Origin of the sequence: Streptomyces sp. NPDC093221, from assembly GCF_044753885.1 — a bacterium.
Lineage (GTDB): Bacteria > Actinomycetota > Actinomycetes > Streptomycetales > Streptomycetaceae > Actinacidiphila.
The window spans coordinates 47,504-69,928 of sequence record NZ_JBIVOA010000004.1 but is presented as its reverse complement, the minus strand read 5'-3'; the positions used below and the strand labels follow the sequence as shown (position 1 = coordinate 69,928).

Sequence of the window (22,425 nt, the reverse complement as noted above, 5' to 3'; positions counted from 1 at the left end):
GTGACCACCCCGGAGACCCTGACCGACGGGACCGGCGCGCCCGGCGCCGATGACACGCCCGCCGAGCCGGACGCGCTCTTCCTCCCGGTCACCACCGTGACCTGCCTGGAGGACCGCGCCCAGGTCGAACGCACCGGCACCGCGCGGCTCACCGCGGGCGTCCAGCGCCTGCGGATCGGCCCGGTCACCCCGCTGACCGTCGACCGGTCCCTGCGCGCCGAGATCTCCGCGCACACCGAGGGGGACGACGACACGGACCTCGGCGCGGACGGTCCGCGCGTGTTCGACGCCCGCGTCATCCGCACCTACACCCCCGCGCCTCCCGGCGGGCCGGGCCCCGACGCGTCCGAGCTGCGCCGCGAAGTCGACTCCCTGGAACGGGAGATGCGCGAGGTCGGACAGCTGCGGCAGCGCCTGGAGAGCGCGCTGGCCGTGGTCCACCAAGCCAAGGCCGATCTGCACCGCGACATCGTGCAGGGCGCGGGAGCGGGCGCCGCCGACCCCGAGCGCTGGGCCGACCGCCTGGAGCGCGTGGACGAGGACGCCGAGACCCGGATCGGCGAACTCCACCGGCTGCGCCGCCGCGAGCACGACCTGAACGAGGAACTGCGCACGGCGCGTACGGCGTTGGCGGCCACCGAGACCGAACCCCCGGTGCTCACGGCCTTCGTGGAACTCGTCGTGGAGGCGCCCGAGGCCGGTTCCGCGCGGATCCGCGTCGTGAGCCTCGTCCCGTGCGCGCTGTGGCGCCCCGCCTACCGCGCGACGCTAGCCGCCGACCGCGACAGCGTCACCCTGGAGACCGACGCCTTCGTGTGGCAGGACACCGGCGAGGACTGGAACGGCGTACGGCTGTCCCTGTCCACCGCGCGCCCGACGCTCGCCGCGGCCCCGCCGGAGCTGACCGAGGACGTCCTGACCCTCAGGGAACGCACCGTCGAGGAGCGCCGGACCGTCGAGGTGGACCTGCGCGAGGAAGACGTCACGACCGTGGGCGGCGACTCGGCCGCCGACACCGCAGGCGGCGCGGGACCGCTGCCCGGCCTGCACGACGGCGGCGCGGTCCGCGTCCTGCACGCCCCCCGCCCCGTCACCGTCCCCTCCGACCGGCGCCCGCACCGCGTCCACCTGTCGGCCTTCACCGCCGCCTGCCGCACCGAGGACACCTGCGCCCCCGAACTGTCGCCCCTGGTCGTGACCACCGCGCGGTTCCCCAACGCCGCGGGCCACGTCCTGCTGGCCGGCCCCGTCGACCTGGTGCGCGACAGCGGCTACACCGGCCGGGCCACGATGCCCTTCGCCGGTACGGGCGAGGACGTACGCCTGTCCTTCGGCAGCCAGGACACCTTCCGGGTCGTCCGCCACACCGAGGAGCAGCGCGACACCACCGGTCTCGCCGGGATCAACCAGCGCACCGTGATCACCCGTCAGGTGCGGCTCTTCGTCTCCCGCCTGGACCAGCCGAGCGCCGAGCACCCCGGCGACGCCGGCCGGCCGGGCGCCGACCTCACCCGCGAGGTCGTGATCCGCGAACGCGTCCCCGTCTCCGAGGTCTCGGCCGTCGAGGTCCGCACCCTGCCCGACCGCTGCCGCCCGGCGCCCGACGAGACCGACGACGACGGCATCGTCCGCTACGTCCAGCGCCTGGCTCCCGGCGAGCGCCGCGAGATCACCCTCGTCTACGAGGTCAGCGCGTCGAGCGCGGTGACCGGTCTGTGACGCGGCCCTGACGCCCTTACGCAGGACCGCCGTTCAGCCCGCTGCCGCCCGGTAGGGGCGGTAGAATTCGCGCAACTCCCGCGCGTACAGCTCGGGTTCCTCGAACGCCGCGAAGTGGCCGCCGCGCGCGGGCGCGGTGACGCGTACGGCGTTGGCCGTACGCTCGAGCCAGGCCCGCGGCGGGCGGGCGATGTCGCCGGGGAAGAGCGAGAAGCCGGAGGGCACTTCGACGCGGCGGGTGAGCTGGGCCGACGGGATCGCGGAATTCGCGTGGTACATCCGCATCGACGAGGCGATCGTCCCGGTGAGCCAGTAGATTGTCACGTTGGTGAGGATCTCGTCCTTGGTGAAGCTCCGCTCGATGTCGCCGCCGCAGTCGCTCCACGCCCGCAGCTTCTCCACGATCCACGCGGCCAGCCCCGCGGGCGAGTCCTGGAGCCCGACGGCCGCGGTCTGCGGCTTCGTACGGTGCATGGCGGCGTATCCGCCCTCGGCCGCGCCCCAGGCGGCGGTCTGCTGGAACCAGGCGCTCTCCTCGGGTGTGAGCTCCGCCGGATCGCCCGCGAAGACGGGCAGGCCGCCGTCGGTGCGGTGGACGGCCACCACCCGGTCGGGGTGGTCGAGCCCGAGATAGCGGCTCACATGGCTGCCGATGTCCCCGCCCGCCGCACCGAACCGCGCGTAGCCGAGGACGTCCATCAGCTCCGCCCACAGGCCGCTGACGGCGACGGAGTCGAGCGGCCGTCCCGCGGCGGGGCGGTCGGAGTACCCGTAGCCCGGCATGTCGGGCACGACCACGTCGAAGGCGTCGGCCGGGTCGGCGCCGTGCGCGGCCGGGTCGGTGAGGAGCGGGACGACCTTCGCGTACCGCCAGAAGGAGTCCGGCCAGCCGTGGCTGAGGACCAGCGGCAGGACGGGCCCCGTGGGCGCGACGGCGCGGGCGTGGACGAAGTGGATGCCGAGCCCGCCGATCGGGGCCCGGAACCGGGGGAGCCGGGCCAGCGCCGCCTCCTGCGCCCGCCAGTCGAAGCCGTCCGCCCAGTAGGCGACCAGTTCGCGGAGGTAGTCCAGGTCGGTTCCGAGCGACCAGCCCGCGTCCTCGGGCGCGTCCGGCCAGCGCGTCGCGCGCAGCCGGGTCCGCAGGTCGTCGAGCGCGGCGGCGTCGGCCCGCGGGGCGAAGGGTTCGGGGCGGGGCGGGGCATCGGGCATGGGACGCATGCTAACGCCGCGTACCCCGGCGGCCCCGGAACGGGGGAGCGTGGCGAATCCGGACGTCGGCCACTGGTAGCCGACCGTTCAACAGGTCGTCTCCCGCAGGGGTCTGGCCTCCGCCCATGCGTCACGGAAAGATAACAGGTATGGACCGAACGGCCTCGATGTTCCGGGGTGTTCGGTCCCACTGGTGCTCTCCCGCACCGCCCGTCTCCGCCACCTCCGCCATGTCGAACGGAGCAACAGATGTCCGACCACGGGATCTCCCGCCGCAGCGTCCTCGCGGCCACCGCCGCCGTCGGCGCGACCGTCGCCGTCAGCGGCGTCACCGCCGCGACCCCGGCCGCGGCCGCGACCCCGGCCGCGGCCGCGACCCCGGCCGCGGCCGCGGCCCCCACGCTGCCGAACGGCACCAGCAAGGACAAGGTCCTCGTCGTGGGCATGGACGGCCTGCGCCACGACAGGATCGACGCGGCCACCGCCCCCCACCTCAAGTCCCTGATGGCGAACGGCACCTACGGCACCAGCCTGCTCTACGCGAGCCCGATGGCGGCCACCGTCTCCGGCGCCGGCTGGTCGACCATCGCCACCGGCGTGTGGCCGGACAAGCACGGCGTGAAGGACAACACCTTCGCGGGCAAGAACTACGGCGCCTACCCGGGCTTCATCAAGCGCATCGCGTCCGTGAAACCGGCCCTGTCCACCTACGTGGCCGTCGACTGGAAGCCGCTCGACGCGCAGGGCACCTTCACCGACGGCGCGGACGGCAAGGTCGTCTACGACGGCGACACAGCCGACTACATCGTCACCGACGCCCAGATCGTCGCCGACTCCGAATCCGTCCTGCGCGATCAGAACCCGGATGTCGCCTTCGTCTACTTCGGCAACACCGACGAGGTCGGGCACGCCTCGGGCGCCGCCAGCCAGGCGTACCTCAAGGCCATCGCCACCCAGGACGGCTACCTCGGCCGCCTGCTCGCCGCGGTCAAGGCCCGTCCCACCTACGCGAGCGAGCGCTGGACGGTCATCGTCGCCACCGACCACGGACACCTGGACGCGGGCGGCCACGGCGGCTCCACCATCGAGGAGCGGCGCACTTTCGTGCTGGCCCAGGGGCCCGGCATCGCGGCGGGCCTGCGGCCCATCGACACCCGCCTGGTCGACGTGGCCGCCACGGTCTTCAAGCAGCTCGGCATCGTTCCCGCCGCCTCCTGGGGCCTGGACGGCAAGCCCATTCAGGAGCGCTCGACCGATCCCTTCGACGCGCTGACGCTCTCACCGCGCACCGACGAGACCGGCATCCCCGCCGGGGTTCTGGGCTACACGCACACCACGCCCAGCGGCTGGTCGATCATCAACTCCGCGATGGGCACCGGCGGTGTCACCGAGTGGCGCGGCTGGTCCTTCGCCACCGACGAGTTCTGGTCCCGCGCCCAGGCCGACCAGTCGCGTGAACTCAACGTCCGCTCGCGCGGGGTCTTCGCGGTCGCCGACTCCGACGAGTGGGCCGACAAGTCCTTCTCCGGCACGTTCGACTCGACGCTCGTCACCCCCGCCCACGCGGTCACCGCGGGCTCCAAGGTGACCCTCGACTACGTCACGCACTACCTCCAGGAAGGCAGCCAGAAGGCCGAGATCCTCGCCTCCTGGAACGGCGGCACCCCGACGGTCGTCAAGACCTACACCACCGACACGGTCGCCAAGGTGGAGTCCCTCACCCTGACCGCGCCCGCGGGCGCCTCCACTGTCAGTTTCCGCTTCCACTACACCGGTTCCAACAACTGGTACTGGGTGATCGACGCGGTCAAGATCACCGCCTAGCCGCCCGATGTCCGGGCAGGGGGCGCCGCCACCGGCATCCGCGCCCCCTGCCCGCCCGACCCGGCACCTGAAAGTGCGGGAGAAGACGCAGGTCAGCCCTGGCCGAAAGCCGGATGCGAGGCGATCGGCCGAATGGCAGACTCCGCACATGCCCCATGCAGACGTCGCGCCCGGAGTGTCCCTCGCCTACGAGACCTTCGGCGACCCCGCCGATCCCGCCGTCCTGCTCGTGATGGGCTTCGGCGCCCAGATGATCTCCTGGCACGAGGACTTCTGCCGCGCGCTCGCGGACCGTGGCCGCCACGTCATCCGGTACGACAACCGCGACTGCGGGCTGTCCACCTCCTTCGACGCCCACCCCGTCGACATGGGCCGGTTCATCGCCGCGGTCGGCTCGGGGGACATCGCCTCCGCCCTGGCCATGGTCCCCTACACGCTCCAGGACATGGCCGACGACGGCCTCGCCCTGCTCACCGCGCTCGGCATCGACCGGGCCCATGTCTTCGGCTCCTCGATGGGCGGCATGATCGCCCAGACGATGGCCATCCACCGGCCGTCGCGGGTGCTGACCCTGACCTCGATGATGTCCTCGACCGGCGAGTCCGAATACGGCCGGCCGACCCCCGAGGCGCAGGCGGTGCTCCTCGCCCCGAAACCGGCCGACCGCGAAGGCTATGTCGCCGCGGCGGAAAGGGAGTTGGTGTGGGCCTCCCGGCGCTACGGCGACGCCGACGCCCTGCGCGACCTGGCCGCCCGCAGCTATGACCGCGCCTATCACCCCTCCGGCGTCGGTCGGCAGCTCGGCGCGATGATCCTCGGCGGCTCACGCGCGGACGCACTCCGGAAGCTCGAGGTGCCGACCCTCGTCATCCACGGCCTGGACGACACCCTGATCGGCCCCAGCGGCGGGGAGCGCACCGCGGAGTTGGTGCCAGGGGCCGAACTCGTCCTGATCCCCGATATGGGCCACGACCGCCCCCGTGAGCTGTGGCCCGAGATCATCGGCCTCGTGGCGGAGCACACCGCCTGAGCGATGACCGCGCCGCGGTCGCGCAGCGTCCGTCAGGTCGCGGAGCCCCGGCGGACCGGCCGCGCCCGCGTACGGCCCGGCGGCCGTACGGGCGCCGCTCCAGGACGTTCTCGTCGACGAGGCGGTTCAGCCGCTCGGCCGGCGCCTCGCGCGGGATGCCGAGGTCGCGCGGACCTGGCAGGGTTCTCAGTGTGCACGCGTGTCGGTCCACGGATACGTCCCCGGACGCGGCCCTGGGCGGCCGTCCGCGTACACCACCAGAGCCGCCGACCCGTTCACCGGCGCACCCGCACCAGCCATCAGGAGCTGACCACGATGCTCGCCCCCGACGTCCGCCGCGTCCTCGACGGCACCTCACTCGCCCACATCGCGACCGTCCTGCCCGACGGCGCTCCGCACACCGTCCCCGTCTGGATCGGCACCCACGGCGACCGCGTCACGATCTTCACCGGCCCGCGGTCCCGCAAAGCCCGCAATCTGCGCCGCGACCCGCGCGTGGCGCTCTCCCTCACCCCGGCCGACAACCCCTTCCAGCCGGTCGTCATCCGCGGCAAGGTCGTCGAATGGCTGGAGGGCGACGCCGTCTGGGAGATCATCGACCGGATGGCGACGAAGTACACCGGCGGCCCCTACTCGCGCGACAACGAGCTCGTCGTCGCGCTCATCGAGCCCGAGCACCAGAGCGTGGGCATGGGCTGAGGATTCCGCAGGGCCGCGCGCCGCCGTCCGGACGCGTCAACGTCCCACGGCGTAGCCCTGCATGCCGCGCGGATTCGCGGCGGCCGACAGCACGCCCGTCTCCGGATCGCGCGCGACGGCGGAGATCCGCCCCTCCGACCAGGCGCCGCCGACGCTCACCGCGTGCCCCCGGCGGCGCAGTTCGGCCACGACATGGGGACCCGTCCGCTCCTCGACGGTGAGGCTGCCCGGCGCCATGGCCCGCGGGTAGAAGGAGCCGGTGAAGCTGTCGGTGTGCCAGTTCGGCGCGTCGACGGCGCCTTGCAGGTCGTAGCCGCCGCGCACCGGGTCGCGGAGCGCCACGGCGAGGAAGAAGTGCACCTGCCACTGGTCCTGCTGGTCGCCGCCGGGGGTGCCGAAGGCGAGGACGGGCACCCCGTCGCGCAGCGCCAGCGACGGACTGAGCGTCGTGCGCGGCCTGCGGCCGGGGGACAGGGAGTTGGGCAGACCCTCCTCGACCCAGGTCATCTGGAGCCGCGTGCCGAGCGGGAAGCCCAGCTCCGGTATCACCGGATTCGACTGGAGCCACCCCCCGCTGGGCGTCGCCGAGATCATGTTGCCCCAGCGGTCCACGACATCGATATGACAGGTGTCGCCGCGCGTGCCGCCGTCCACCGCGACCGTCGGCTCGCCCGCCCCGGCCCCGGTCGGCGCCACCCGCGCACCCGCGCCCTGCCCCGCGGCGGTCGCGTACGCGCTCAGCTTCGGCGTCCGACCCTCGGGGCCGCCGGGCCGCAGTTCGTACGAGGCCCGGTCACCGATGAGTTGGCGGCGGCCGGTGTTGTACGCGGTGGACAGCAGCGCGTCGAGCGGGACGTCCGACGCGTCGCCGTACCACGCCTCGCGGTCGGCCATGGCGAGCTTCGTGCCCTCGACCAGCCGGTGGACATACGCGGCGGACCCGTACGCGGGCAGGTCGGCGGCGCGCGACGGCAGCAGGGCGAGCTGCTGGAGGAAGGCCGGGCCCTGACTCCACGGACCCGCCTTGCAGACCGTCCAGCCGTCCCACTCGTAGGTGGCGGGCTCCTCGTACGACGCGGACCAGCCCGCCAGATCGGCGGCCGTGAGCGTCCCGGTGTGCCGCTCGCCGCTGGTGTCCATGGTCGGACGGGCGGCCTGGGCGACGATCGCCTCGGCGACGAAGCCCTCCCGCCAGATCCGGCGCGCGGCCTCGATCTGCGCGACCCGGTCCCCGCCGCCGTCGGCTTCCGCCTCGGCGATCAGCCGCCGCCAGGTCGCGGCGAGCGCCGGATTGCGCCACAGCTCGCCGGGACGCGGCGCCTCGCCGCCCGGCAGATACAGCTCCGCGGACGTCGTCCACTCCGTCTCGAACAGCTCACGCACCGTCTCGACGGTCGCCGTGACGCGCTCGACCGGCGGATGACCGTCCGCCGCGTACCCGATCGCGTAACGCAGCACCTCGGCGAGGGACGCGGTGCCGTAGTCGCGCAGCAACGTCATCCAGGCGTCGAACGCGCCGGGCACGGCGGCGGCCAGCGGCCCGGTACCGGGCACCAGGTCCAGGCCGAGCGAGCGGTAGTGGGCGACGGTCGCGCCCGCGGGCGCCACCCCCTGCCCGCACAGCACCCGTACCTCCCCCTCGGCGGGCCCGACGATGATCGGCACCTCGCCGCCGGGACCGTTGAGGTGCGGCTCCACGACGTGCAGCACGAAAGCACCGGCCACGGCGGCGTCGTACGCGTTGCCGCCGCCCTCCAGTACGGCCATCGCGCTCTGGGAGGCGAGCCAGTGGGTGGAGGCCACCATGCCGAAGGTGCCTTGGAGGGTCGGCCTGGTCGTGAACATGCGCTGCGCCTCTCTCGGGTCGGGCAACTCCCGTCAAGGCGCGTCCCGTTACCCGCGTCGAGGGCCGTCCGCCGCCATGACCTGGCACATCACGGTGCCGCGTCCTTGCACGCAGGCTAGCGACCGGGAAGCGGCGGGTCCGCGGCGGTCCACCATCCGGGCCCGCGCGGGCCCTTGACGGTGCGTCAGGCGACCGGCCGTCAGCGCCGCACGGCGCCTATGGTCAGCGGGTGGATGCCCGTACCGGCGCAGTGCTCGGTCTTGTCGGCGAGGAACAGCGCCGCCTTCTGGTTCGGCGGATAGATCCGCAGCCCCTCGACCTTCGTCAGCTTGCACTGGTCGGCGCTGTAACCGCCCTGACCGTTGCTGTCGTGCAGCTCCGCGTACGCGGTCGCCTTCGGCGCCAGCGAGACGGTGCCGTGCGAACCGCCGTCACGGTCGGCCGCGGGACCGGCCTGCGCCCCGGCCGTCTTGACGTACGAGACGCCCGGATAGCCCGTCAGCGTGCACGCCGTGCTGCCGGTGTTGGTGAAGACGACCTTCGCGTGGTACTGCCCGGCGCCGACCTCGGCGTCCTTCAGCGCCACGCTGAGGTGGTCGCTGGCGCACGCGCTCGGCCCCGCCGCCTCGGCCGACGCGCCGCCGGAGCCGTCCGCCGACGACGTGGGCGTACCGCCCGGCGCGCTCTGCGTACCGTCGTCCGTCGTGGACGGCGCACCGGCGGACGGGGAGTCGGACGGCGCCGCGCTGACCGAGACGGACGAGCCCGCCGGAGCGGCGGACCCGCCGTCGTCCGAACAAGCCGTCAAGGTCAGGGCCGCCGTGGCCAGAGCCGCGGCGGGCACCATCACGCGTACGGACAGGCTGCGCATCGTGGGACCTCCGTGCGTCCTGGGGCCGGAAGACCGACCCCGTCGTACTCATTCACCCTGTGATGCCACGCCTGCCCCTGTCCTCCCTGGCTACACAGGCGCCCCAGGTCCGGGGGCACCCCGGGGCATCCGCCCCGACGGCCGCGGGCGCTACGCGTTCGGCGCCTGGGCCGCGTCCCGATCCTGCGCGTTCCCGGCCTGTTCGCGCATCGCCCACGGGGACCCGTACGCGACGAGCAGGTCGAGGAAGGGCCGCGCGTCGAACGCCTCGGGGCCGAGGACACCGCTGCCGCTCCAGGTGCCGTCGGCCAGGAGTTCGAGGGCGATCACCGGATTGATCGCCGTCTGCCAGACGACGGCCTGGGAACCGTACTCCCGCATCGACCACTGGTTGTCGACCACGTGGTAGAGGTAGACCTCGCGCGGGCGGCCGTCCTTGGTGCCCTTCACCCAGGTGCCCGCGCAGGTCTTGCCGTGCATCCGGTCGCCGAGCGCGGCCGGGTCCGGCAGCACGGCGGCGACGACGTCCCTGGGGGAGACCCGGGCCGGACCCCGGTCGGTGGCGACGGTGACCGGGTCCGTACGGTCCAGGCCCAGGTCGTGGAGGGTCTGGAGCTTGTCGATGAAGTCCTGGCCGAGACCGTACTTGAACGTCACCCGGCGGGCGTCGACCCAGCGCGGGATCAGCAGCACCTCCTCGTGCTCGACGTTCACGCACTCCACCGGTCCGATGCCCTCGGGGAAGTCGAAGATCTCGGGCTGGCTGAACGGCGCCGTGGTGTACCAGCCGCGGTCCTTCTCCCACACCACCGGCGGGTTCAGACACTCCTCGATGGTGGTCCAGATACTGAACGACGGCGCGAAGTCGTAGCCGTCCACCGTGAGATTCGCGCCGTCGCGCACCCCGATCTCGTCGATGCCGTCGAAGAGGTGGTCGGCGGCGTAGCGGGCGAAGACATCGGACATGCCCGGCTCCACGCCCATGCCGACCAGTGCCAGCAGCCCGTCCTCCTCCCACGCCTTCGCCTGCGCGAACTGGTCGTCGCCGAGCTTCGTGCCGCACTCCTCGTGGGGCCGCCGCGCGTGCGGCACCGACAGCGACATCGCCATGTCCACATACGTCGCCCCGGCCCGGTGCGCGGCCTGGAACAACGGCATGACGAAACGCGGGTCGGTCGCGTTGAGCAGCACGTCGCACCGCCGCTCCCGCAGCAGATCCTCCACGGAGAGCTGGTCGGAGGCGTCGATCCTGGCCGTGCTGAACCGGTCCGCCGCCTCGCCCAGTGCCGCGACGGCCGCCTCGGCCCGGCCCGGGTCGTAGTCGGCGACGACCATGTGCTCGAAGAAACCGCGGCGGGCGGCGATCCGGGTGATGGCGCTTCCGACGCCTCCGGCTCCGATGAGCAGTACGCGCATGGCGGGGTTCCTTCCGCTGGTCGAGTGGGTGAGCGGGTGAGCGGTGCGGCCGGGGCCCTCGCACGGGGGGGTGCTCGCGCCGTGGAGTGATGGAACCGCCGACGACGCCGTAAGGTCAATGCCGTTGGCGTAAGCTCCCGGCCGTGGCCAAGAAGGTGGTGGACGGAGCCGCGCGGCAACGACGTCGGCCGACGCGGCAGGGCGAGGTGCTCAGCCACGAACTGATCGTGGAGACCGCCCTGCGCATGCTGGCGGAACACGGCGCGCAGGGGCTGACCGCGCGGCGGCTCGGCCTGGCACTCGGCGCCGACCCCAGCTCCCTCTACCGCTACTTCCGCGGCATGGACGCCCTCGTCCTGGCCATCGCCGACGAACTGATGGGCCGGGCCCTGGCGGGCTGGACGCCCACCGGCCAGTGGCGGCGCGATCTGCGCGACCTGGGCCTGCGGATCCACCGCGCGTATCTCGCCCACCCGCAGGCGGCGGTGCTGACCGCCAGCCGGGTCAGCGGGGGGAAGCGCGAACTGGCCGCGGACGAGGCCATCCTGGGCATCCTGCACCGCGCCGGATTCACCGGCCCCGGCCTCGTACGCGTCTACCACGTCTTCATCGACGGCTGCCTGGCCTTCGCCGCCCTGGACGCGGCCTCGCTGGCGCTGCCCGCCGCCGCCCGCGCGGCCGACGAGGAGATCTGGCAGGACACGTACGCGGCCCTGTCGCCCCGCACCCACCCGCACATCGCCGCGACCGCGCCCCTGCTCGCCGCCCGGATGACCCGCAGCGCCTATCCCGACGCCCTGGACATGCTCATCGCGCAGGCCGCCCGCGAACTGCCCCCGGCCACGCGCTGACCGACCCGGCGTCCTTCCCCGGATCCGGTCCCTTACCCCTGTATCGAAAGAACGCGGTAGACCGGTTCGAGCCGGGCAAGCGACCTGAGGAAGCAAACCGCCGGACAATCTGGTTCAGGAGCGTCACATGTACATAGGTATCGGAACCATCGTTCTCATCGTCGTCGTCGTACTCGTCGTCATGATGCTGCGGCGCGGCTGACCTCAGGTCGCACGCGCCGCGGGATCTCCTCCAGAGGTGATTCACGTGAGCGATCCGTCCGATGGCGGGGCACCGGCGGCAACGCCGGTGGCCCACGCCGTGACTGTTTCCCGGCCCATGAGCGCGGCGGAAGCACGCGTCGCCGCCTCGGAGTTCGCGGACACCCTCCACCCTCCGCTGGCCGTACGGACCCTGCAGAATCTGACCCTCGTGGTCTCCGAGCTGGCCGCCAACGCCCTCCGGCACGCCGGAGCGGTACGCGAACTGCGTCTGAGCGCCGCCGCGAACACCCTTCGCGTGGCGATCGACGACCCCAGCGACACCCCGCCGCAAGGCCGCGCGCCCGACTGGAACGGCGCCAGAGGCGGCTTCGGCTGGATGATGATCCAACGGCTGGCCCACTCACTGGCGGTGACCCGCCGCCCCGGAGGCGGCAAGACCGTCCTGGTCACGCTGGCCCGATAGGGCCGCCGCGGCCTCGCGCCCGCACCCCGCCCGCCCGTGACCCGACCGGCATCCCGGTGGGGTTCGGGCGTGGCCCGCGGGGCAGACGGGCGGCATGGAGACCGCTGACCAGCCCGTACACCCCGCAGGACGACGGACCGCCCGGCCGGGCGTCCTCATCGCCGTACTGGTGATCGCCCTCGCCGTGACCGCCGCTGTGGTCCTCACCGGACACGGCCGCGACCACGGCGGAGCCGGAGCCGGCGGCCCGGCGGACAAGGGCGCGCCCGGCGCGGGAAGCGACCAGGAAAGTGCCGACCAGGGAAGCGCCGGATTCGGCAGCACCGATCCCGACGCCACGGCCCGTCTGCACGCCGACGCCGCAGACCTGTTGGTCCTCGAAGGAGTCTCGGGTCGCGTGCGGATCACCGCCGACGCGAGCGCCCACACGGTCTCGGGCACGTATCACCGCCCCGACGGCGGTACGGCGCGCGTGCGCGGTGTCGTCGACGACGCGGCGGGCCTGCGCACCCTCACCCTGGTCTGCGGTACGGACACCGGTGACGACGTCGGAGGCGACACGGCGGGCTCGTGCGACGGCGACCTGAACCTCACCGTCCCCGAGAAGACCGGCCTGCGGCTGCGGCAGACCTCGGGCGAGACCCTGCTCGAAGGACTCGGCGGCCGACTCACCGTCAATGTCGCCTCCGACCGCCTCACCGCCCACGCGCTGCACCCCTCCCACGCCGACTTCGCGGTGACCTCCAGCAGCGCCGACCTCGGCTTCAGCGCGGCACCGGACACCCTCGCCGTGGTGACGACCTCCGCGTCGACCGCCGTACGCCTCCCGGTCCCGGCGGGCGACGCCTACGCCGTCACCACGTCCGCCACCTCCGCCGACGTCCAGGTGAAGGTCCCGAACCGGGACGGCGCCGCCCACCGGGTCGCCCTGACCGTGCACTCGGGATCGCTGGCCGTCCTGCCCGCCTGACGTCAGGTCAGATCCCTGAACGGCCTTCGGCGATACGGCCCTTGAGGCGCCGTACCGCCGTCCACGAAGCGTTCCTCAAACTCGCCTGCTGCCTCATCACGCGACGACAGGTCAACTCATTGTGTTAGCCGCTGTCAGGCCATGGGTATCCCCGGCGGCCGGAAACGGAATGATGCGAAGGTGGGCTTCTCGCCGAGCGCCGCGTTCCCCGTGCCAGGGTGCCGCGGTCTCCGCGTCCGAGCGCCGCGTTCCCAGCCCGCCCGTGGTGGTCAGGACCCTGCCGCGTCCGGCCACGGCCGGTCGGTGCAGCAGCTGACGAAGTCCCGGACCACGGGATTGGCGTCGTCGGCCGGTGCCCAGGCCACGCCGACCTCGCTGTCGCTGACGCCGCTCACCGGGCGGTAGGCGATACCGGGCCTGGCGTAGAAGCGGGCGGCGGACGCGGGCGCGAGAGCGACGCCGTAACCGTTGGCGATGGCGCTGAGCCAGTCGTCGGGCAGGTCCGTGACGGCGCCGATCCGTACCGGACGGCCCTCGCGCTCCCCGGCGGCCAGCCATTCCTCCCGCCACCGGCCGGTCTCCGCCGGAGCGGCCACGAACGGCTCGTCCCACAGGTCCCGGAACGCGATCGTCTCCCGCGCGGCCAGTGGATGCGCCTCGGGCAGCGCGACCCAGCGCGGCTCGGTGAACAGCGGCACCACCCGCAGCGCCTCCTGGCCCGGGAACGGCAGCCGTACCAGCGCGACATCGACGTCCCCGTCGGCGAGCCCGGCGGTCGGATTCGCCCAGGACGCCTGCCGCATCTCCACCCGCCACCGCGGACGGCGACGCGTGAACTCCGCGATGATGTGCGGAGTCGCCTCATTGGCCGCGCTGGCGAGGAAGCCGACCCGCAGCAGCCGCAGGCCCCGGCGCTCCGCGCTCCTGGTCTCCGTCAGCACGCGGTCCCAGTCCGCCAGCAGCGCGGGCGCGCGCTGCGCCAGCAGGCGGCCCGCGTCCGTGGGTGTCATGCCGGTACGGGACCGGGTGAACAGCCGCACCCCGAGTTGACTCTCCAACTGCTTGATCTGCTTGGTGAGCGCGGGCTGCGACACGAAGAGCCGCTCGGCGGCGCGGGTGAGGGTCCCCTCTTCCGCGACGGCGACGAAGTAGCGCAGCAGCCGGGTGTCCACGTCCATGCCCCCAGGTTATAGGTGCAGGTATTGGACGGGAAAGTTGAGTGTGACGAGGCTGGTGGTCGCGGGCGCCCGCACCTTCTTCGAGCCCATGACGTTTCCGACCCCGAGGACAAGCATCGTGTTCACCGCGTATGTGATCATCACCGTCGTCACCATCCTGGCCAACGCGGGCATCGCCGTCGCGGACCTCGCCCGCGCCGAGTTCGTCCTGGCGAACTCGGCGGAGGTGGGCGTCCCGCAGAGCTGGCACATCTGGCTGGCCTCGCTCAAGGCCGCCGGCGCCGCCGGTCTTCTCCTCGGGCTCCTGGGCGTCCGGCCCGTCGGGGTCGCCGCCGCCGCGGGCCTCGTCGTCTTCTTCGTGGGCGCTGTCCTCACCCATGTGCGTGCCCGTGTGCTCTACAACATCGCGTTCCCCGGCGGCTATCTGGCCCTGGCGGTCGCGTCCCTCGCGCTCACTGTCGCCTACTAGCGGGTCGGCGGCCCGGAATCCGTTCCTTTGCGCGGGCCCGTGCCGCGCTCACCGGCGCGCGTGCGGTCCGGCCCCGACGCAGCTGTGGAGCGGGTCAGTTGGCGAGCTGGACAGTGGTGTGGAGGTGGGCCGGGTAGGCGGCCTCGCGGAGCATGAAGTGGGCGACGTCGGCGCGGGAGATACGGGGGATGCCGCGCAACGGGAGGCGTTCGCCGGTCCGGTAGCGGCCGGTGAGGGGTCCGCCGACGAGCATCACGGGATAGACCAGGGTCCAGTCCAGGCCGCTGGCGCGCAGGATCTCCTCTCCGGCCGCCTTGTCGGCGAACATCGGTCCGAGGGCCTTGTAGACGGCCCAGTACACCGCCGGCGCCTGGTCGGCGGTGTCGCCGACGCCGTGTGCGGACAGGTGGACGATCCGGTTGACTCCGGTGTCGCGCATGGCCCGCACGATCCGCGGGATCGCGGTGACGGTCAGGGTGGGCGACGTCAGGCCGTGCCAGGTGGTGGGGCTGCCGAACGCGGTCAGGACCGCGTCCTGCCCTTCGACGGCGGCGCGCACCGCCTCCTGGTCCCCGGTCACTTCCCCGGTCGCGACGCGGAGCCGGGGCCGGGGATCCGGCGGGGTGGCCCGAGGGCGGACGAAGGCGGTCATCTCGTGGCCCGCGGCCAGTCCCTGGGCGAGGAGTTGCCGCCCGGTCCTGCCGTTGGCCCCGAACACGAGGAGCTTCACGTCGGCCTCCCGGACCGGTGTGCGGGGGCGCGGTCCGCGGTGGTCCCGCGGACCGTCACCCGGCCTGTGCGCATTGTCGCCCGCGGCTACCCGGTATAGACCTCAAGACTCACCACATGGGGCGCCGCCGGGCCCTGCGCGGTGTATCCGACATAGCGGGCGGTCACCGGTGTCGCGGTGACCGTCGAGGCGGCGGGGCCCGACGCGGCGACGGGGTCGCCGAAGGGCGTCCAGACGGCGCCGTCGGATGAGACGTCGATCCGGTACGCGGTCGTGGCCCCGGACGCCTGGACCACTGTGCGTCCGACGCGCGTGGCCTTGCCCAGGTCGACGGTGAGCGCGGCTCCGGGTGCCGTCGCCCGGGCCGGATGCCAGGGGTGTCAGGGCTGTGGGTTTGGCGCTGCTGGTCCTGTCGTTGTCGCGGTTTCTGTGACAGCCGGGAAAGGGTGACGGGGGTTGTCACCTTTGGGGTGGAGGTTGGGGGGATGGACAAGAACACGAACATTCAGGATCCCGGCCGGAACGTCTCTCCCGCCGGTTCTCCCGCCGTCTCTTCCACGGTCTCTTCCGCCGTCTCTTCTGCTGGTTCTTCCGCGGGTTCCTTGGACGGGAGGATCGCTCTGGTGGCGGGGGCCACGCGTGGTGCGGGGCGGGCGTTGGCGGTTGAGCTGGGCCGTGCGGGAGCGGTGGTGTATGTGACGGGCCGTACGACGCGCGGGCGCGTCAGCGAGGTCGGCCGGGCGACGGAGACGATCGAGGAGACGGCGGAGCTGGTGACGGCGGCGGGGGGTACGGGCGTCGCTGTTCCCACTGATCATCTGGTGGTGGAGCAGGTCCGTGCTCTTGCGGCGCGGATCGGGCGTGAGCGGGGGCGGCTGGACATTCTCGTGAACGATCTGTGGGGCGGTGAGCATCTGCTGACCGGTTCGGTGTTCGGGAAGAAGAGCTGGGAGACGCCGCTGGAGGACGGTCTGCGGATTCTGGAGCTGGGGGTGCGCTCGCACGTGATCACCGCGGCGTTGGCGCTGCCGTTGCTGGTGCGGTCGGCGGAGCCTTTGCTGGTGGAGGTGACGGATGGCACGGCGGTGTCGAACCGTCGTTACCGGGAGAATCTCTTCTACGACCTGGCGAAGAACGCCCCGATCCGGATGGCGTTCGGGCTGGGTGAGGAACTGGCGGAGTTCGGCGGTACGGCGGTTGCGGTGTCGCCGGGTTTTCTGCGGTCGGAGCAGATGCTGGCGCACTTCGGCGTGTCGGAGGAGAACTGGCGTGACGCTGTCCTGACGGAGCCGGATTTCGCGGTCGCGGAGTCGCCGTACTATCTCGCGCGGGCGGTGGCGGCGCTGGCGGCTGATCCGCAGAGGTCGGCGCGGTGGAACGGCACGTCGACGTCGAGCGGGGAGTTGGCGAGGGTTTACGGTGTGCGGGACGTCGACGGCAGCCAGCCGGACGGGTGGGGGTATTTCGAGGATGTGCGGTACGGGGGGAAGGCCGGTACGGCGGACGACTACCGCTGATCCTGCGGCGGGGGGCCGTAGAGGTCGCTGAGGGCCTGCGCGTGGTCGCGGAAGCGGGCGCGCAGGCCCTGCGGGGCCAATACCTCGGCGTCGGCGCCCAGTTGGGTGAGCTGGGTGAAGGCGACGTCTTCGCTTTCGGCGGGCAGGCGGAGCGTGACGCGGCCCGCGGTGTCGGGGGTGCCGGCGCGGGCGAGTGCCTCACCGGTCGCGGCGGGGTCGGTGACGGCGGGCAGGCGGTCCAGTCCCCGGGGGGTCAGGCGGACGGTGACGGTGGTGCGCAGCAGTGCCCGGGCGAATTCCGCGGCCCTGGCCTGCCAGTGCGCGGCGAGGTCGAAGGCGGGGTCGCGGGTGAAGGGCTCGCCGGCACCGGGGGACAGGGCGGTGATCCGGTCGGCGCGGTAGGTCCGCCACGGGTCTTCGTGTTCTGCCGGTGGGCCGGGGACGCGGCCCACGACGTACCAGACCCCGGCTTTGAGGACGAGGCCGTACGGTTCCAGGTGCCGCGTCACGGTGGCGGGCGGTGTTCCGTCGCGTCCCGGCCGTGTGTAGGTGAGCTCGACGGTCCGGTCGGACCATACGGCGCGGGCGAGTTCGGGCAGCAGCGTGCAGGCCGGCGGTTCGCGGAACCAGGCCGGTGCGTCGAGGTGGAAGCGGTGCGCTGAGGACTCGGCCGCCGCGCGCAGCGACGGCAGCAGGGTCGCGGACAGTTTCAGCCGTGCGGTGTCCGCGGCGTCGGACAGTCCGAGGTCCCGCAGGGCCGAGGGCAGTCCGGTGAGGTAGAGCGTCTCGGCCTCCCCGGGACCGAGCGTGGTCAGCCGGGTCCGGTACCCCGGCGCCAGCCGGTATCCGCCCGCCCGCCCCCGCTCCGACCGTACGGGGACTCCCGCCTCCTGCAGCGCCTGTACATCCCTGATCACCGTCCGCTCGCTGACCCCCAGTTCCCGGCCGATCGCGGCGGCGGTCATACCGGGACTCGACTGGACCAGCAGGGCCATACGGATCAGCCGGGCAGCGCGCATCCCCCCATGATCCCGCACCCGCCGGCGCGGCGGTGAGGGGTCAGCCTTTGCAGCCGGGGTCGGGAAGTATGACGGGTGCGGCGTCCCGGGTGGTGACGAACGCGCGGTAGCCGGGTGCGCCCGCGACGCATTTGGTGGCGATGTTGGCGTAGTGGTCGGGGAAGTTGGTGACGTCGGCGGGCGCGTTGTCACCCTTGTGGTTCGCCACGGGTGAGTCCCCAGTCCCGCGTTTGTCGCTTGCGCACCCGGACAGAGCAGCCAGGGCGATGGCCAGCGATGCCCCCGCGATCACACATCTCGTCATACGACCTCTCACCGGCATCCTCATCATCCTCGTCTCTGCCCGCGGGGTCTCCCGCGGGTGCGGATGCCCTCAAGGACACTCCGCGCCCGGCCGTGGTTCCCTGACCCTGGCTCGTACGGTTGGCGTGTGGGTGAGGTGTCCGGCTTGCTGTGATGGCGAGGAAGACGGTCCCAAGGCGGTCGGCGAAGACCTCGCCGACAACGTCGGCGCGGGGTGCAACGGAGGCCGGGGAGCACGGCCAGGAGCGGTGTCCGGCCCGGATTGGGCGAGGGCCGTTGCACCCCCACTGCGGGGTGGCACCTCAACTGTCTCCACTGCCGGTAGTACCCCTGATCCCTCCGAGGGCAAGCCCGTCAGCGGGAAGCGCACGTCGTCTCACCAGAAGAAGGCCAAGCGCGGGCCATGTAAGCACAACCACGTCGGCCAACGGTTCGCGCTGGCCGGAGAGCTGATGCGGCGTCTGCCATGGCCGCGGGCCGCCGGCCAGGCCCGGATCGCGTGGGCGGTCAACGAGGTCTCCGACGCGGTCTGGACCGCCGATGATGTCCTGGCAGCCCTGGACCTGCGCCAGGAACCGCCCGGGGGCGTACGGCGTGCGTCCGGGTTCCTCGCCGCCGGGCCGCGCGGCATGGCCACCATGCCCTGCTGGACCACACGCCAGCAGCGCCCCGTACAGGTCGACCACCGCAACGCCGCCGTCGACGCCCCCGAGAACCGCAGCACACAGCTTCGCAACCAGCAAGAACGCAGCGAGAGCACCTGACAGAAGCCGCGCAGCGCCGCCGCATGGCGTGACGTCGACCAGCTGCTCGAGCAGGCCCTGACACCCGAGCCCCCGGCCGCCGACATCGAGGAGCTGCCGGAGCTGGCGGGCCCGCAGGACACGACCGCGACAGAGATCCGGCAGACGCGCCGGGCAGCGGCCGCGGTACTGGCCTGCTCCACCGCGCCCGGCAGCTGACCGGTACCGCCCCCCACCAGCACACCGCGGCCGCCGATGAGCAGCGACGGCCGCACCGCGGTGTTCGACACCGACGGCTACGGCAACCTCGTCAAGACCACCGACACCCGCACGACGAAGAAGGTGGTCACATCCGGAGGCGCCAGTGTCACCTACACCTTCGACGGTGACGGCAACCAGCGCTCCCGCGTTGACGCCACCGGCACCACCACGTACGCGATGGACAAGCTCAACCGCGAGACCCTGCGAACCCTGACCGACGGCTCCACCACACTGCTCACCTACACCCCCGACGGCCACGTCGACACCTACACCGACCCCACCGGCCTTGTCGACTACGGCTACGACGCCGCCGGACGCCTTACTTCACCTACACCTACGACCGCCATAACCGGCTCACCGAAGCGGACACCCCCACCCCCATTCACTACTGCCTGGACGCGGCGGGCAACATGACCGGCGCGTCGGCGCCCTCTTCACGTGCCCCGACACCAGGACCACCTACGCCTACAACCACGCCAGCCAGCTCATCTCCAAGAACGGCTCCTCCACCGGCTGGTCCTACAACGCAGCAGGAGACGAAACCGCCGCGAACCCCTGCATCAGCGCCGTGGCCCGCAACGGCGAGACCTGGTCGGACTTCAACCAGCTCACCGCCCTCACCGCCGCGTACTCCGGCACCGACAACGGCGAACGCACCCGCCTCGGCGCGACGACCTTCCACAACGGACCCGAAGGACTCGCCGCCTCCACCACCGCAGGAACCGACACCGGATACACCCGCGATCCCCAGGGCACACTCAACTCCATGAAAACCGGGGGCACTCCACAACCACAACCCCTACGGCCAGGACGCCTCGCCCCCCGTCGAAGCGCTGCCCCAGCCCTACCGCCTCCAGAGCACCTACCTCCACCCCACAGGCCCGTACAAAAAGGGCGCCCGCTACTACTACACCACCCCCGGCCACTTCACCCAAACCGGCCCCTCCGGCCAGGAAACTAACCCCTACGCCGCCTTCAGCAACGACCCCATCAGTCATACGGACCCCAACGGCACATTCATTCTGGGGGATACGATGGGAATCGTACTGGGAACCGCAGTCGGAGTTACAGCATTGGTGGTGACTCAAAACTCGTATGTCGCCGGATTCCTCAGTGGTTGTGTGGGCGGAATGGCTGCCAGCTCCATGAACAGTGGAAGCACAAAAGGTGACCTTGAGTCGTGTGTTGGGTACGGCGCTGGCGGCGCAATTGGGGGCGGGGCCGGCGGCACTGTCCTCTCAAAATGGTAGGGAAATTTTAGAAGATTCTCCATGGACCGTGGCCGGATTTGCGAAAACCTGGCCACGGTCCATAACAAATGAACCCAATATACCGGCGGTGAACATGACTGGAAAAGTAGCATTGCGGGGAATACTCGCCCTCTTGGTCGGGGTGGTCGCCGGCCTCGTGGACTTTTTCGCCACGGACAATGGGGCACATCAAGCAATTTGGACGTGCTTGTTCTTTGCAGTCCTAATGTTCGCCATATGGTCCACCTATGCATGGCTTGAGCGGTGCAAACAGTAGAAAGCTAAAAGGGCGGGCGGCTGACAGCGAGGAGGATCTGGTGGTGACGGCGGACTACACCGCCGTCGGCACCCCGGACAAGAAGGAGCCGGCGCAGCGACTGGAATCATCGTTGAATCCGTATGCAACTTGTTATCGGATACTTCGAAGTTCCCACAGCATGCCTGTCAACCATCTTTGAGTCAGGATGTGTAGCTGGCTCCGCTCTGGCGGGCGACTACGTCTCCGGCCTGGTATCCGACTAACCTGCGAGGTGAGGGCGGCCCCGATCATCGGTGGCCGCCCTCGTCACCGCTAACCATAGGAGTAGAAATTGAAGAGTGGTTTTGATATTGCAGTAGGCGGAACCCGACTGCCGGGCGGTCCCGTATTCGATCTCATAGGAATTCTGTGCCTAATCGTCATATTCGCCATTATTATTGTGGTCGGAAAAAGAAAAGCAAGAAAAATAACCAAGACCACTGAATATCTATTAAATTCATCTGCCCGGAGGTGCCGCCTTCGGGCTTCCTTTCGCAATCTGAAGGAGTCACGTGAGCACTCTGATTGTGATCATCGCAGTGATCGCTGCAGCGGCCTTTTTGGGCCCGCTGATGAGACGGAAGGGGGCGAGCTTCCGAAAAAATCGGCGTCGTAAGAACTCATAACAGAGGGCGAGATCATGCCCGACGACCCCGGAGGTCCCGATGCGCACCACCATGCGCCAGATGATGGGTGTCTTCGCCCAGTTCGACCGGGGAATGTTCGTCGCCAAGCTTCATCGCGGCCGCCGTACCGAGGGCAACAAGGGCGAGTACACGTACGGCGGGCCCGCCCCGAAGGAACCCGTCACCCGAACGCCGCACTATTAACTACGGCATCGGCTGACCTGGCCCGTACGACGGCGCCCCGTTCCCAGCATTCGAGCTGCCGGCAAGGGGCGCTCGGTGGGTCAGCCGGGCCTCGACGGCTGGCAGGGCTACAAGTCCTCCTGGTGGTCCAAGCCGTGAGCAGTGAGGACGCCCGGGAGACCGCCTGGCGGATCCACGGCGCCGACGGCGAGTGGACGGGGCAAGTGGACGCTAAGGCATCCTTTGCCCTGAAAGAGCGTTTTTTCCTGGCAGGAGTGTTTGGCAGCGCGGTGCTGCCGTGGATGATTGCGGGGTGTTGATCCAAGTGGAAGCGGTGAGGCAGGTCGCCGACGGGCGCGCGACGGTTCGGGTGCGCTCGGAGGTGGGTGCCGCTGCGGCGTTCTGGTGCGGCGATCCGACGGGAGTGGGCCGCGAACATCATGTGGAGTGGACCGTTGAAGAGGACGTGGCCTGGGGCGGCAACACTCGACCGGCCACTTCATTTTCACCGGGGGTGGATGAGGAGGAAGGCGGTCGGATTGTCTTTCGGGGGCGGCTGGGCCTGACGGGCGATGGCGGAGCCATGCTGGAAGTAGCTGGAACCCACATCTTGTTCGACCTCGCCGACCCGCCGCCATCGACTGCTGTCGATGGAACGTGGGTCGAGATCAGTGTGGAGCGGAACAGCGTCAGCCTGTGGCCCTACCTGCTGTGATTCGCAGGAGGCCGACTCTGCCGCCGTTCGG

Annotated in this window: 22 protein-coding genes and 2 pseudogenes; 15 read left to right on the top strand and 9 right to left on the bottom strand. The window is 71.3% G+C overall.

Annotation, left to right across the window (positions count from 1 at the left end; translation table 11 throughout):
- On the top strand, positions 1-1,719 hold the full coding sequence (locus ACIQCJ_RS17230; protein WP_402711805.1) for a mucoidy inhibitor MuiA family protein: 1,719 nt from the start codon (positions 1-3) through the stop codon (positions 1,717-1,719).
- Positions 1,720-1,752: 33 nt separating this feature from the next.
- On the opposite strand, the gene ACIQCJ_RS17225 is transcribed toward ACIQCJ_RS17230, so the two are convergent.
- Complete coding sequence (locus ACIQCJ_RS17225) at positions 1,753-2,928, bottom strand: epoxide hydrolase family protein (RefSeq protein ID WP_402711804.1); 1,176 nt, start codon at positions 2,926-2,928, stop codon at positions 1,753-1,755.
- A 249-nt stretch (positions 2,929-3,177) separates the two neighbouring features.
- Here ACIQCJ_RS17225 and ACIQCJ_RS17220 point away from each other — a divergent pair, with 249 nt between their 5' ends.
- From ACIQCJ_RS17220 to ACIQCJ_RS17210, 3 genes are all read left to right on the top strand, one after another.
- Positions 3,178-4,752 (top strand): alkaline phosphatase family protein, encoded by a 1,575-nt coding sequence (locus ACIQCJ_RS17220; protein WP_402711803.1) that lies wholly within the window; start codon positions 3,178-3,180, stop codon positions 4,750-4,752.
- A gap of 148 nt (positions 4,753-4,900) precedes the next feature.
- Complete coding sequence (locus ACIQCJ_RS17215; RefSeq protein WP_402711802.1) at positions 4,901-5,782, top strand: alpha/beta fold hydrolase; 882 nt, start codon at positions 4,901-4,903, stop codon at positions 5,780-5,782.
- A gap of 315 nt (positions 5,783-6,097) precedes the next feature.
- Entirely contained in the window at positions 6,098-6,481 is a 384-nt protein-coding gene (locus ACIQCJ_RS17210) for a PPOX class F420-dependent oxidoreductase (protein ID WP_402711801.1), read from the top strand.
- 36 nt (positions 6,482-6,517) lie between these two features.
- Here ACIQCJ_RS17210 and ACIQCJ_RS17205 read toward each other — a convergent pair whose 3' ends face one another.
- The 3 genes from ACIQCJ_RS17205 to ACIQCJ_RS17195 form a co-directional block, all read right to left on the bottom strand.
- A complete protein-coding gene (locus ACIQCJ_RS17205; protein ID WP_402711800.1) occupies positions 6,518-8,326 on the bottom strand; it encodes a gamma-glutamyltransferase family protein in 1,809 nt (602 codons plus the stop codon).
- Positions 8,327-8,526: 200 nt separating this feature from the next.
- A complete protein-coding gene (locus ACIQCJ_RS17200) occupies positions 8,527-9,198 on the bottom strand; it encodes a DUF4232 domain-containing protein (protein ID WP_391050013.1) in 672 nt (223 codons plus the stop codon).
- Positions 9,199-9,348: 150 nt separating this feature from the next.
- Positions 9,349-10,614: a saccharopine dehydrogenase C-terminal domain-containing protein gene (locus ACIQCJ_RS17195; protein ID WP_402711799.1), complete on the bottom strand. Its 1,266-nt coding sequence runs from the start codon at positions 10,612-10,614 to the stop codon at positions 9,349-9,351.
- 143 nt (positions 10,615-10,757) lie between these two features.
- Here ACIQCJ_RS17195 and ACIQCJ_RS17190 point away from each other — a divergent pair, with 143 nt between their 5' ends.
- The 3 genes from ACIQCJ_RS17190 (at position 10,758) to ACIQCJ_RS17180 (ending at position 13,102) form a co-directional block, all read left to right on the top strand.
- On the top strand, positions 10,758-11,465 hold the full coding sequence (locus ACIQCJ_RS17190; RefSeq protein WP_355348507.1) for a helix-turn-helix domain-containing protein: 708 nt from the start codon (positions 10,758-10,760) through the stop codon (positions 11,463-11,465).
- 319 nt (positions 11,466-11,784) lie between these two features.
- The gene (locus tag ACIQCJ_RS17185; protein WP_188283376.1) at positions 11,785-12,132 is read left to right on the top strand and encodes an ATP-binding protein; all 348 of its coding nucleotides are present in this window, start codon (positions 11,785-11,787) and stop codon (positions 12,130-12,132) included.
- A 94-nt stretch (positions 12,133-12,226) separates the two neighbouring features.
- Positions 12,227-13,102 (top strand): hypothetical protein, encoded by an 876-nt coding sequence (locus ACIQCJ_RS17180; RefSeq protein WP_402711798.1) that lies wholly within the window; start codon positions 12,227-12,229, stop codon positions 13,100-13,102.
- A gap of 269 nt (positions 13,103-13,371) precedes the next feature.
- Here the strand turns inward: ACIQCJ_RS17180 and ACIQCJ_RS17175 are convergent, their stop codons facing one another.
- Positions 13,372-14,280, bottom strand: a complete 909-nt coding sequence (locus tag ACIQCJ_RS17175; protein ID WP_402711797.1) for a LysR family transcriptional regulator — start codon at positions 14,278-14,280, stop codon at positions 13,372-13,374.
- An 88-nt stretch (positions 14,281-14,368) separates the two neighbouring features.
- On the opposite strand from ACIQCJ_RS17175, the gene ACIQCJ_RS17170 reads away from it, so the two are divergent.
- Positions 14,369-14,749, top strand: a complete 381-nt coding sequence (locus tag ACIQCJ_RS17170; protein WP_391162205.1) for a DoxX family protein — start codon at positions 14,369-14,371, stop codon at positions 14,747-14,749.
- Between the two features lie 94 nt (positions 14,750-14,843).
- Here the strand turns inward: ACIQCJ_RS17170 and ACIQCJ_RS17165 are convergent, their stop codons facing one another.
- Positions 14,844-15,479 (bottom strand): NAD(P)-dependent oxidoreductase, encoded by a 636-nt coding sequence (locus tag ACIQCJ_RS17165; protein ID WP_402711796.1) that lies wholly within the window; start codon positions 15,477-15,479, stop codon positions 14,844-14,846.
- A gap of 86 nt (positions 15,480-15,565) precedes the next feature.
- Positions 15,566-15,841, bottom strand: a pseudogene (locus ACIQCJ_RS17160) (discoidin domain-containing protein); the annotation flags it as partial.
- 84 nt (positions 15,842-15,925) lie between these two features.
- Here ACIQCJ_RS17160 and ACIQCJ_RS17155 point away from each other — a divergent pair.
- Positions 15,926-16,996 carry an SDR family oxidoreductase gene (locus ACIQCJ_RS17155; protein WP_402711795.1) on the top strand — a complete coding sequence of 357 codons (1,071 nt, stop codon included), beginning with the start codon at positions 15,926-15,928 and terminating at the stop codon, positions 16,994-16,996.
- On the opposite strand, the gene ACIQCJ_RS17150 is transcribed toward ACIQCJ_RS17155, so the two are convergent.
- Both ACIQCJ_RS17150 and ACIQCJ_RS17145 read right to left on the bottom strand, forming a co-directional pair.
- Positions 16,987-18,015 (bottom strand): helix-turn-helix transcriptional regulator, encoded by a 1,029-nt coding sequence (locus ACIQCJ_RS17150; RefSeq protein ID WP_402711794.1) that lies wholly within the window; start codon positions 18,013-18,015, stop codon positions 16,987-16,989. The genes ACIQCJ_RS17155 and ACIQCJ_RS17150 overlap by 10 nt on opposite strands.
- A gap of 40 nt (positions 18,016-18,055) precedes the next feature.
- Positions 18,056-18,223: a hypothetical protein gene (locus ACIQCJ_RS17145; protein ID WP_355348527.1), complete on the bottom strand. Its 168-nt coding sequence runs from the start codon at positions 18,221-18,223 to the stop codon at positions 18,056-18,058.
- Positions 18,224-18,770: 547 nt separating this feature from the next.
- On the opposite strand from ACIQCJ_RS17145, the gene ACIQCJ_RS17140 reads away from it, so the two are divergent.
- The 6 genes and pseudogenes from ACIQCJ_RS17140 to ACIQCJ_RS17115 all read left to right on the top strand — a co-directional run bounded on the left by ACIQCJ_RS17140 (position 18,771) and on the right by ACIQCJ_RS17115 (position 22,394).
- Positions 18,771-19,082 carry a hypothetical protein gene (locus tag ACIQCJ_RS17140; RefSeq protein ID WP_402711793.1) on the top strand — a complete coding sequence of 104 codons (312 nt, stop codon included), beginning with the start codon at positions 18,771-18,773 and terminating at the stop codon, positions 19,080-19,082.
- 234 nt (positions 19,083-19,316) lie between these two features.
- On the top strand, positions 19,317-19,736 hold the full coding sequence (locus ACIQCJ_RS17135) for a hypothetical protein (RefSeq protein WP_402711792.1): 420 nt from the start codon (positions 19,317-19,319) through the stop codon (positions 19,734-19,736).
- Between the two features lie 392 nt (positions 19,737-20,128).
- Positions 20,129-20,572: pseudogene (locus tag ACIQCJ_RS17130) on the top strand (RHS repeat-associated core domain-containing protein); the annotation flags it as partial.
- Positions 20,573-21,535: 963 nt separating this feature from the next.
- Positions 21,536-21,700, top strand: a complete 165-nt coding sequence (locus ACIQCJ_RS17125; protein WP_402711791.1) for a hypothetical protein — start codon at positions 21,536-21,538, stop codon at positions 21,698-21,700.
- 134 nt (positions 21,701-21,834) lie between these two features.
- On the top strand, positions 21,835-21,999 hold the full coding sequence (locus ACIQCJ_RS17120; RefSeq protein WP_402711790.1) for a hypothetical protein: 165 nt from the start codon (positions 21,835-21,837) through the stop codon (positions 21,997-21,999).
- Positions 21,993-22,394, top strand: a complete 402-nt coding sequence (locus ACIQCJ_RS17115) for a hypothetical protein (RefSeq protein WP_391161758.1) — start codon at positions 21,993-21,995, stop codon at positions 22,392-22,394. Before ACIQCJ_RS17120 ends, ACIQCJ_RS17115 begins: the two co-directional genes overlap by 7 nt.
- Positions 22,395-22,425: the final 31 nt, after the last annotated feature.

Coding starts and splice junctions, on each gene's coding strand:
- ACIQCJ_RS17225 (WP_402711804.1), bottom strand. CDS start 2,928: ATGCCCGATGCCCCGCCCCGCCCCGAACCCTTCGCCCCGCGGGCCGAC.
- ACIQCJ_RS17220 (WP_402711803.1), top strand. CDS start 3,178: ATGTCCGACCACGGGATCTCCCGCCGCAGCGTCCTCGCGGCCACCGCC.
- ACIQCJ_RS17215 (WP_402711802.1), top strand. CDS start 4,901: ATGCCCCATGCAGACGTCGCGCCCGGAGTGTCCCTCGCCTACGAGACC.
- ACIQCJ_RS17210 (WP_402711801.1), top strand. CDS start 6,098: ATGCTCGCCCCCGACGTCCGCCGCGTCCTCGACGGCACCTCACTCGCC.
- ACIQCJ_RS17205 (WP_402711800.1), bottom strand. CDS start 8,326: ATGTTCACGACCAGGCCGACCCTCCAAGGCACCTTCGGCATGGTGGCC.
- ACIQCJ_RS17200 (WP_391050013.1), bottom strand. CDS start 9,198: ATGCGCAGCCTGTCCGTACGCGTGATGGTGCCCGCCGCGGCTCTGGCC.
- ACIQCJ_RS17195 (WP_402711799.1), bottom strand. CDS start 10,614: ATGCGCGTACTGCTCATCGGAGCCGGAGGCGTCGGAAGCGCCATCACC.
- ACIQCJ_RS17185 (WP_188283376.1), top strand. CDS start 11,785: ATGAGCGCGGCGGAAGCACGCGTCGCCGCCTCGGAGTTCGCGGACACC.
- ACIQCJ_RS17180 (WP_402711798.1), top strand. CDS start 12,227: ATGGAGACCGCTGACCAGCCCGTACACCCCGCAGGACGACGGACCGCC.
- ACIQCJ_RS17175 (WP_402711797.1), bottom strand. CDS start 14,280: ATGGACGTGGACACCCGGCTGCTGCGCTACTTCGTCGCCGTCGCGGAA.
- ACIQCJ_RS17170 (WP_391162205.1), top strand. CDS start 14,369: ATGACGTTTCCGACCCCGAGGACAAGCATCGTGTTCACCGCGTATGTG.
- ACIQCJ_RS17150 (WP_402711794.1), bottom strand. CDS start 18,015: ATGCGCGCTGCCCGGCTGATCCGTATGGCCCTGCTGGTCCAGTCGAGT.
- ACIQCJ_RS17140 (WP_402711793.1), top strand. CDS start 18,771: ATGCGGCGTCTGCCATGGCCGCGGGCCGCCGGCCAGGCCCGGATCGCG.
- ACIQCJ_RS17135 (WP_402711792.1), top strand. CDS start 19,317: ATGAGCAGCGACGGCCGCACCGCGGTGTTCGACACCGACGGCTACGGC.
- ACIQCJ_RS17125 (WP_402711791.1), top strand. CDS start 21,536: ATGCGCACCACCATGCGCCAGATGATGGGTGTCTTCGCCCAGTTCGAC.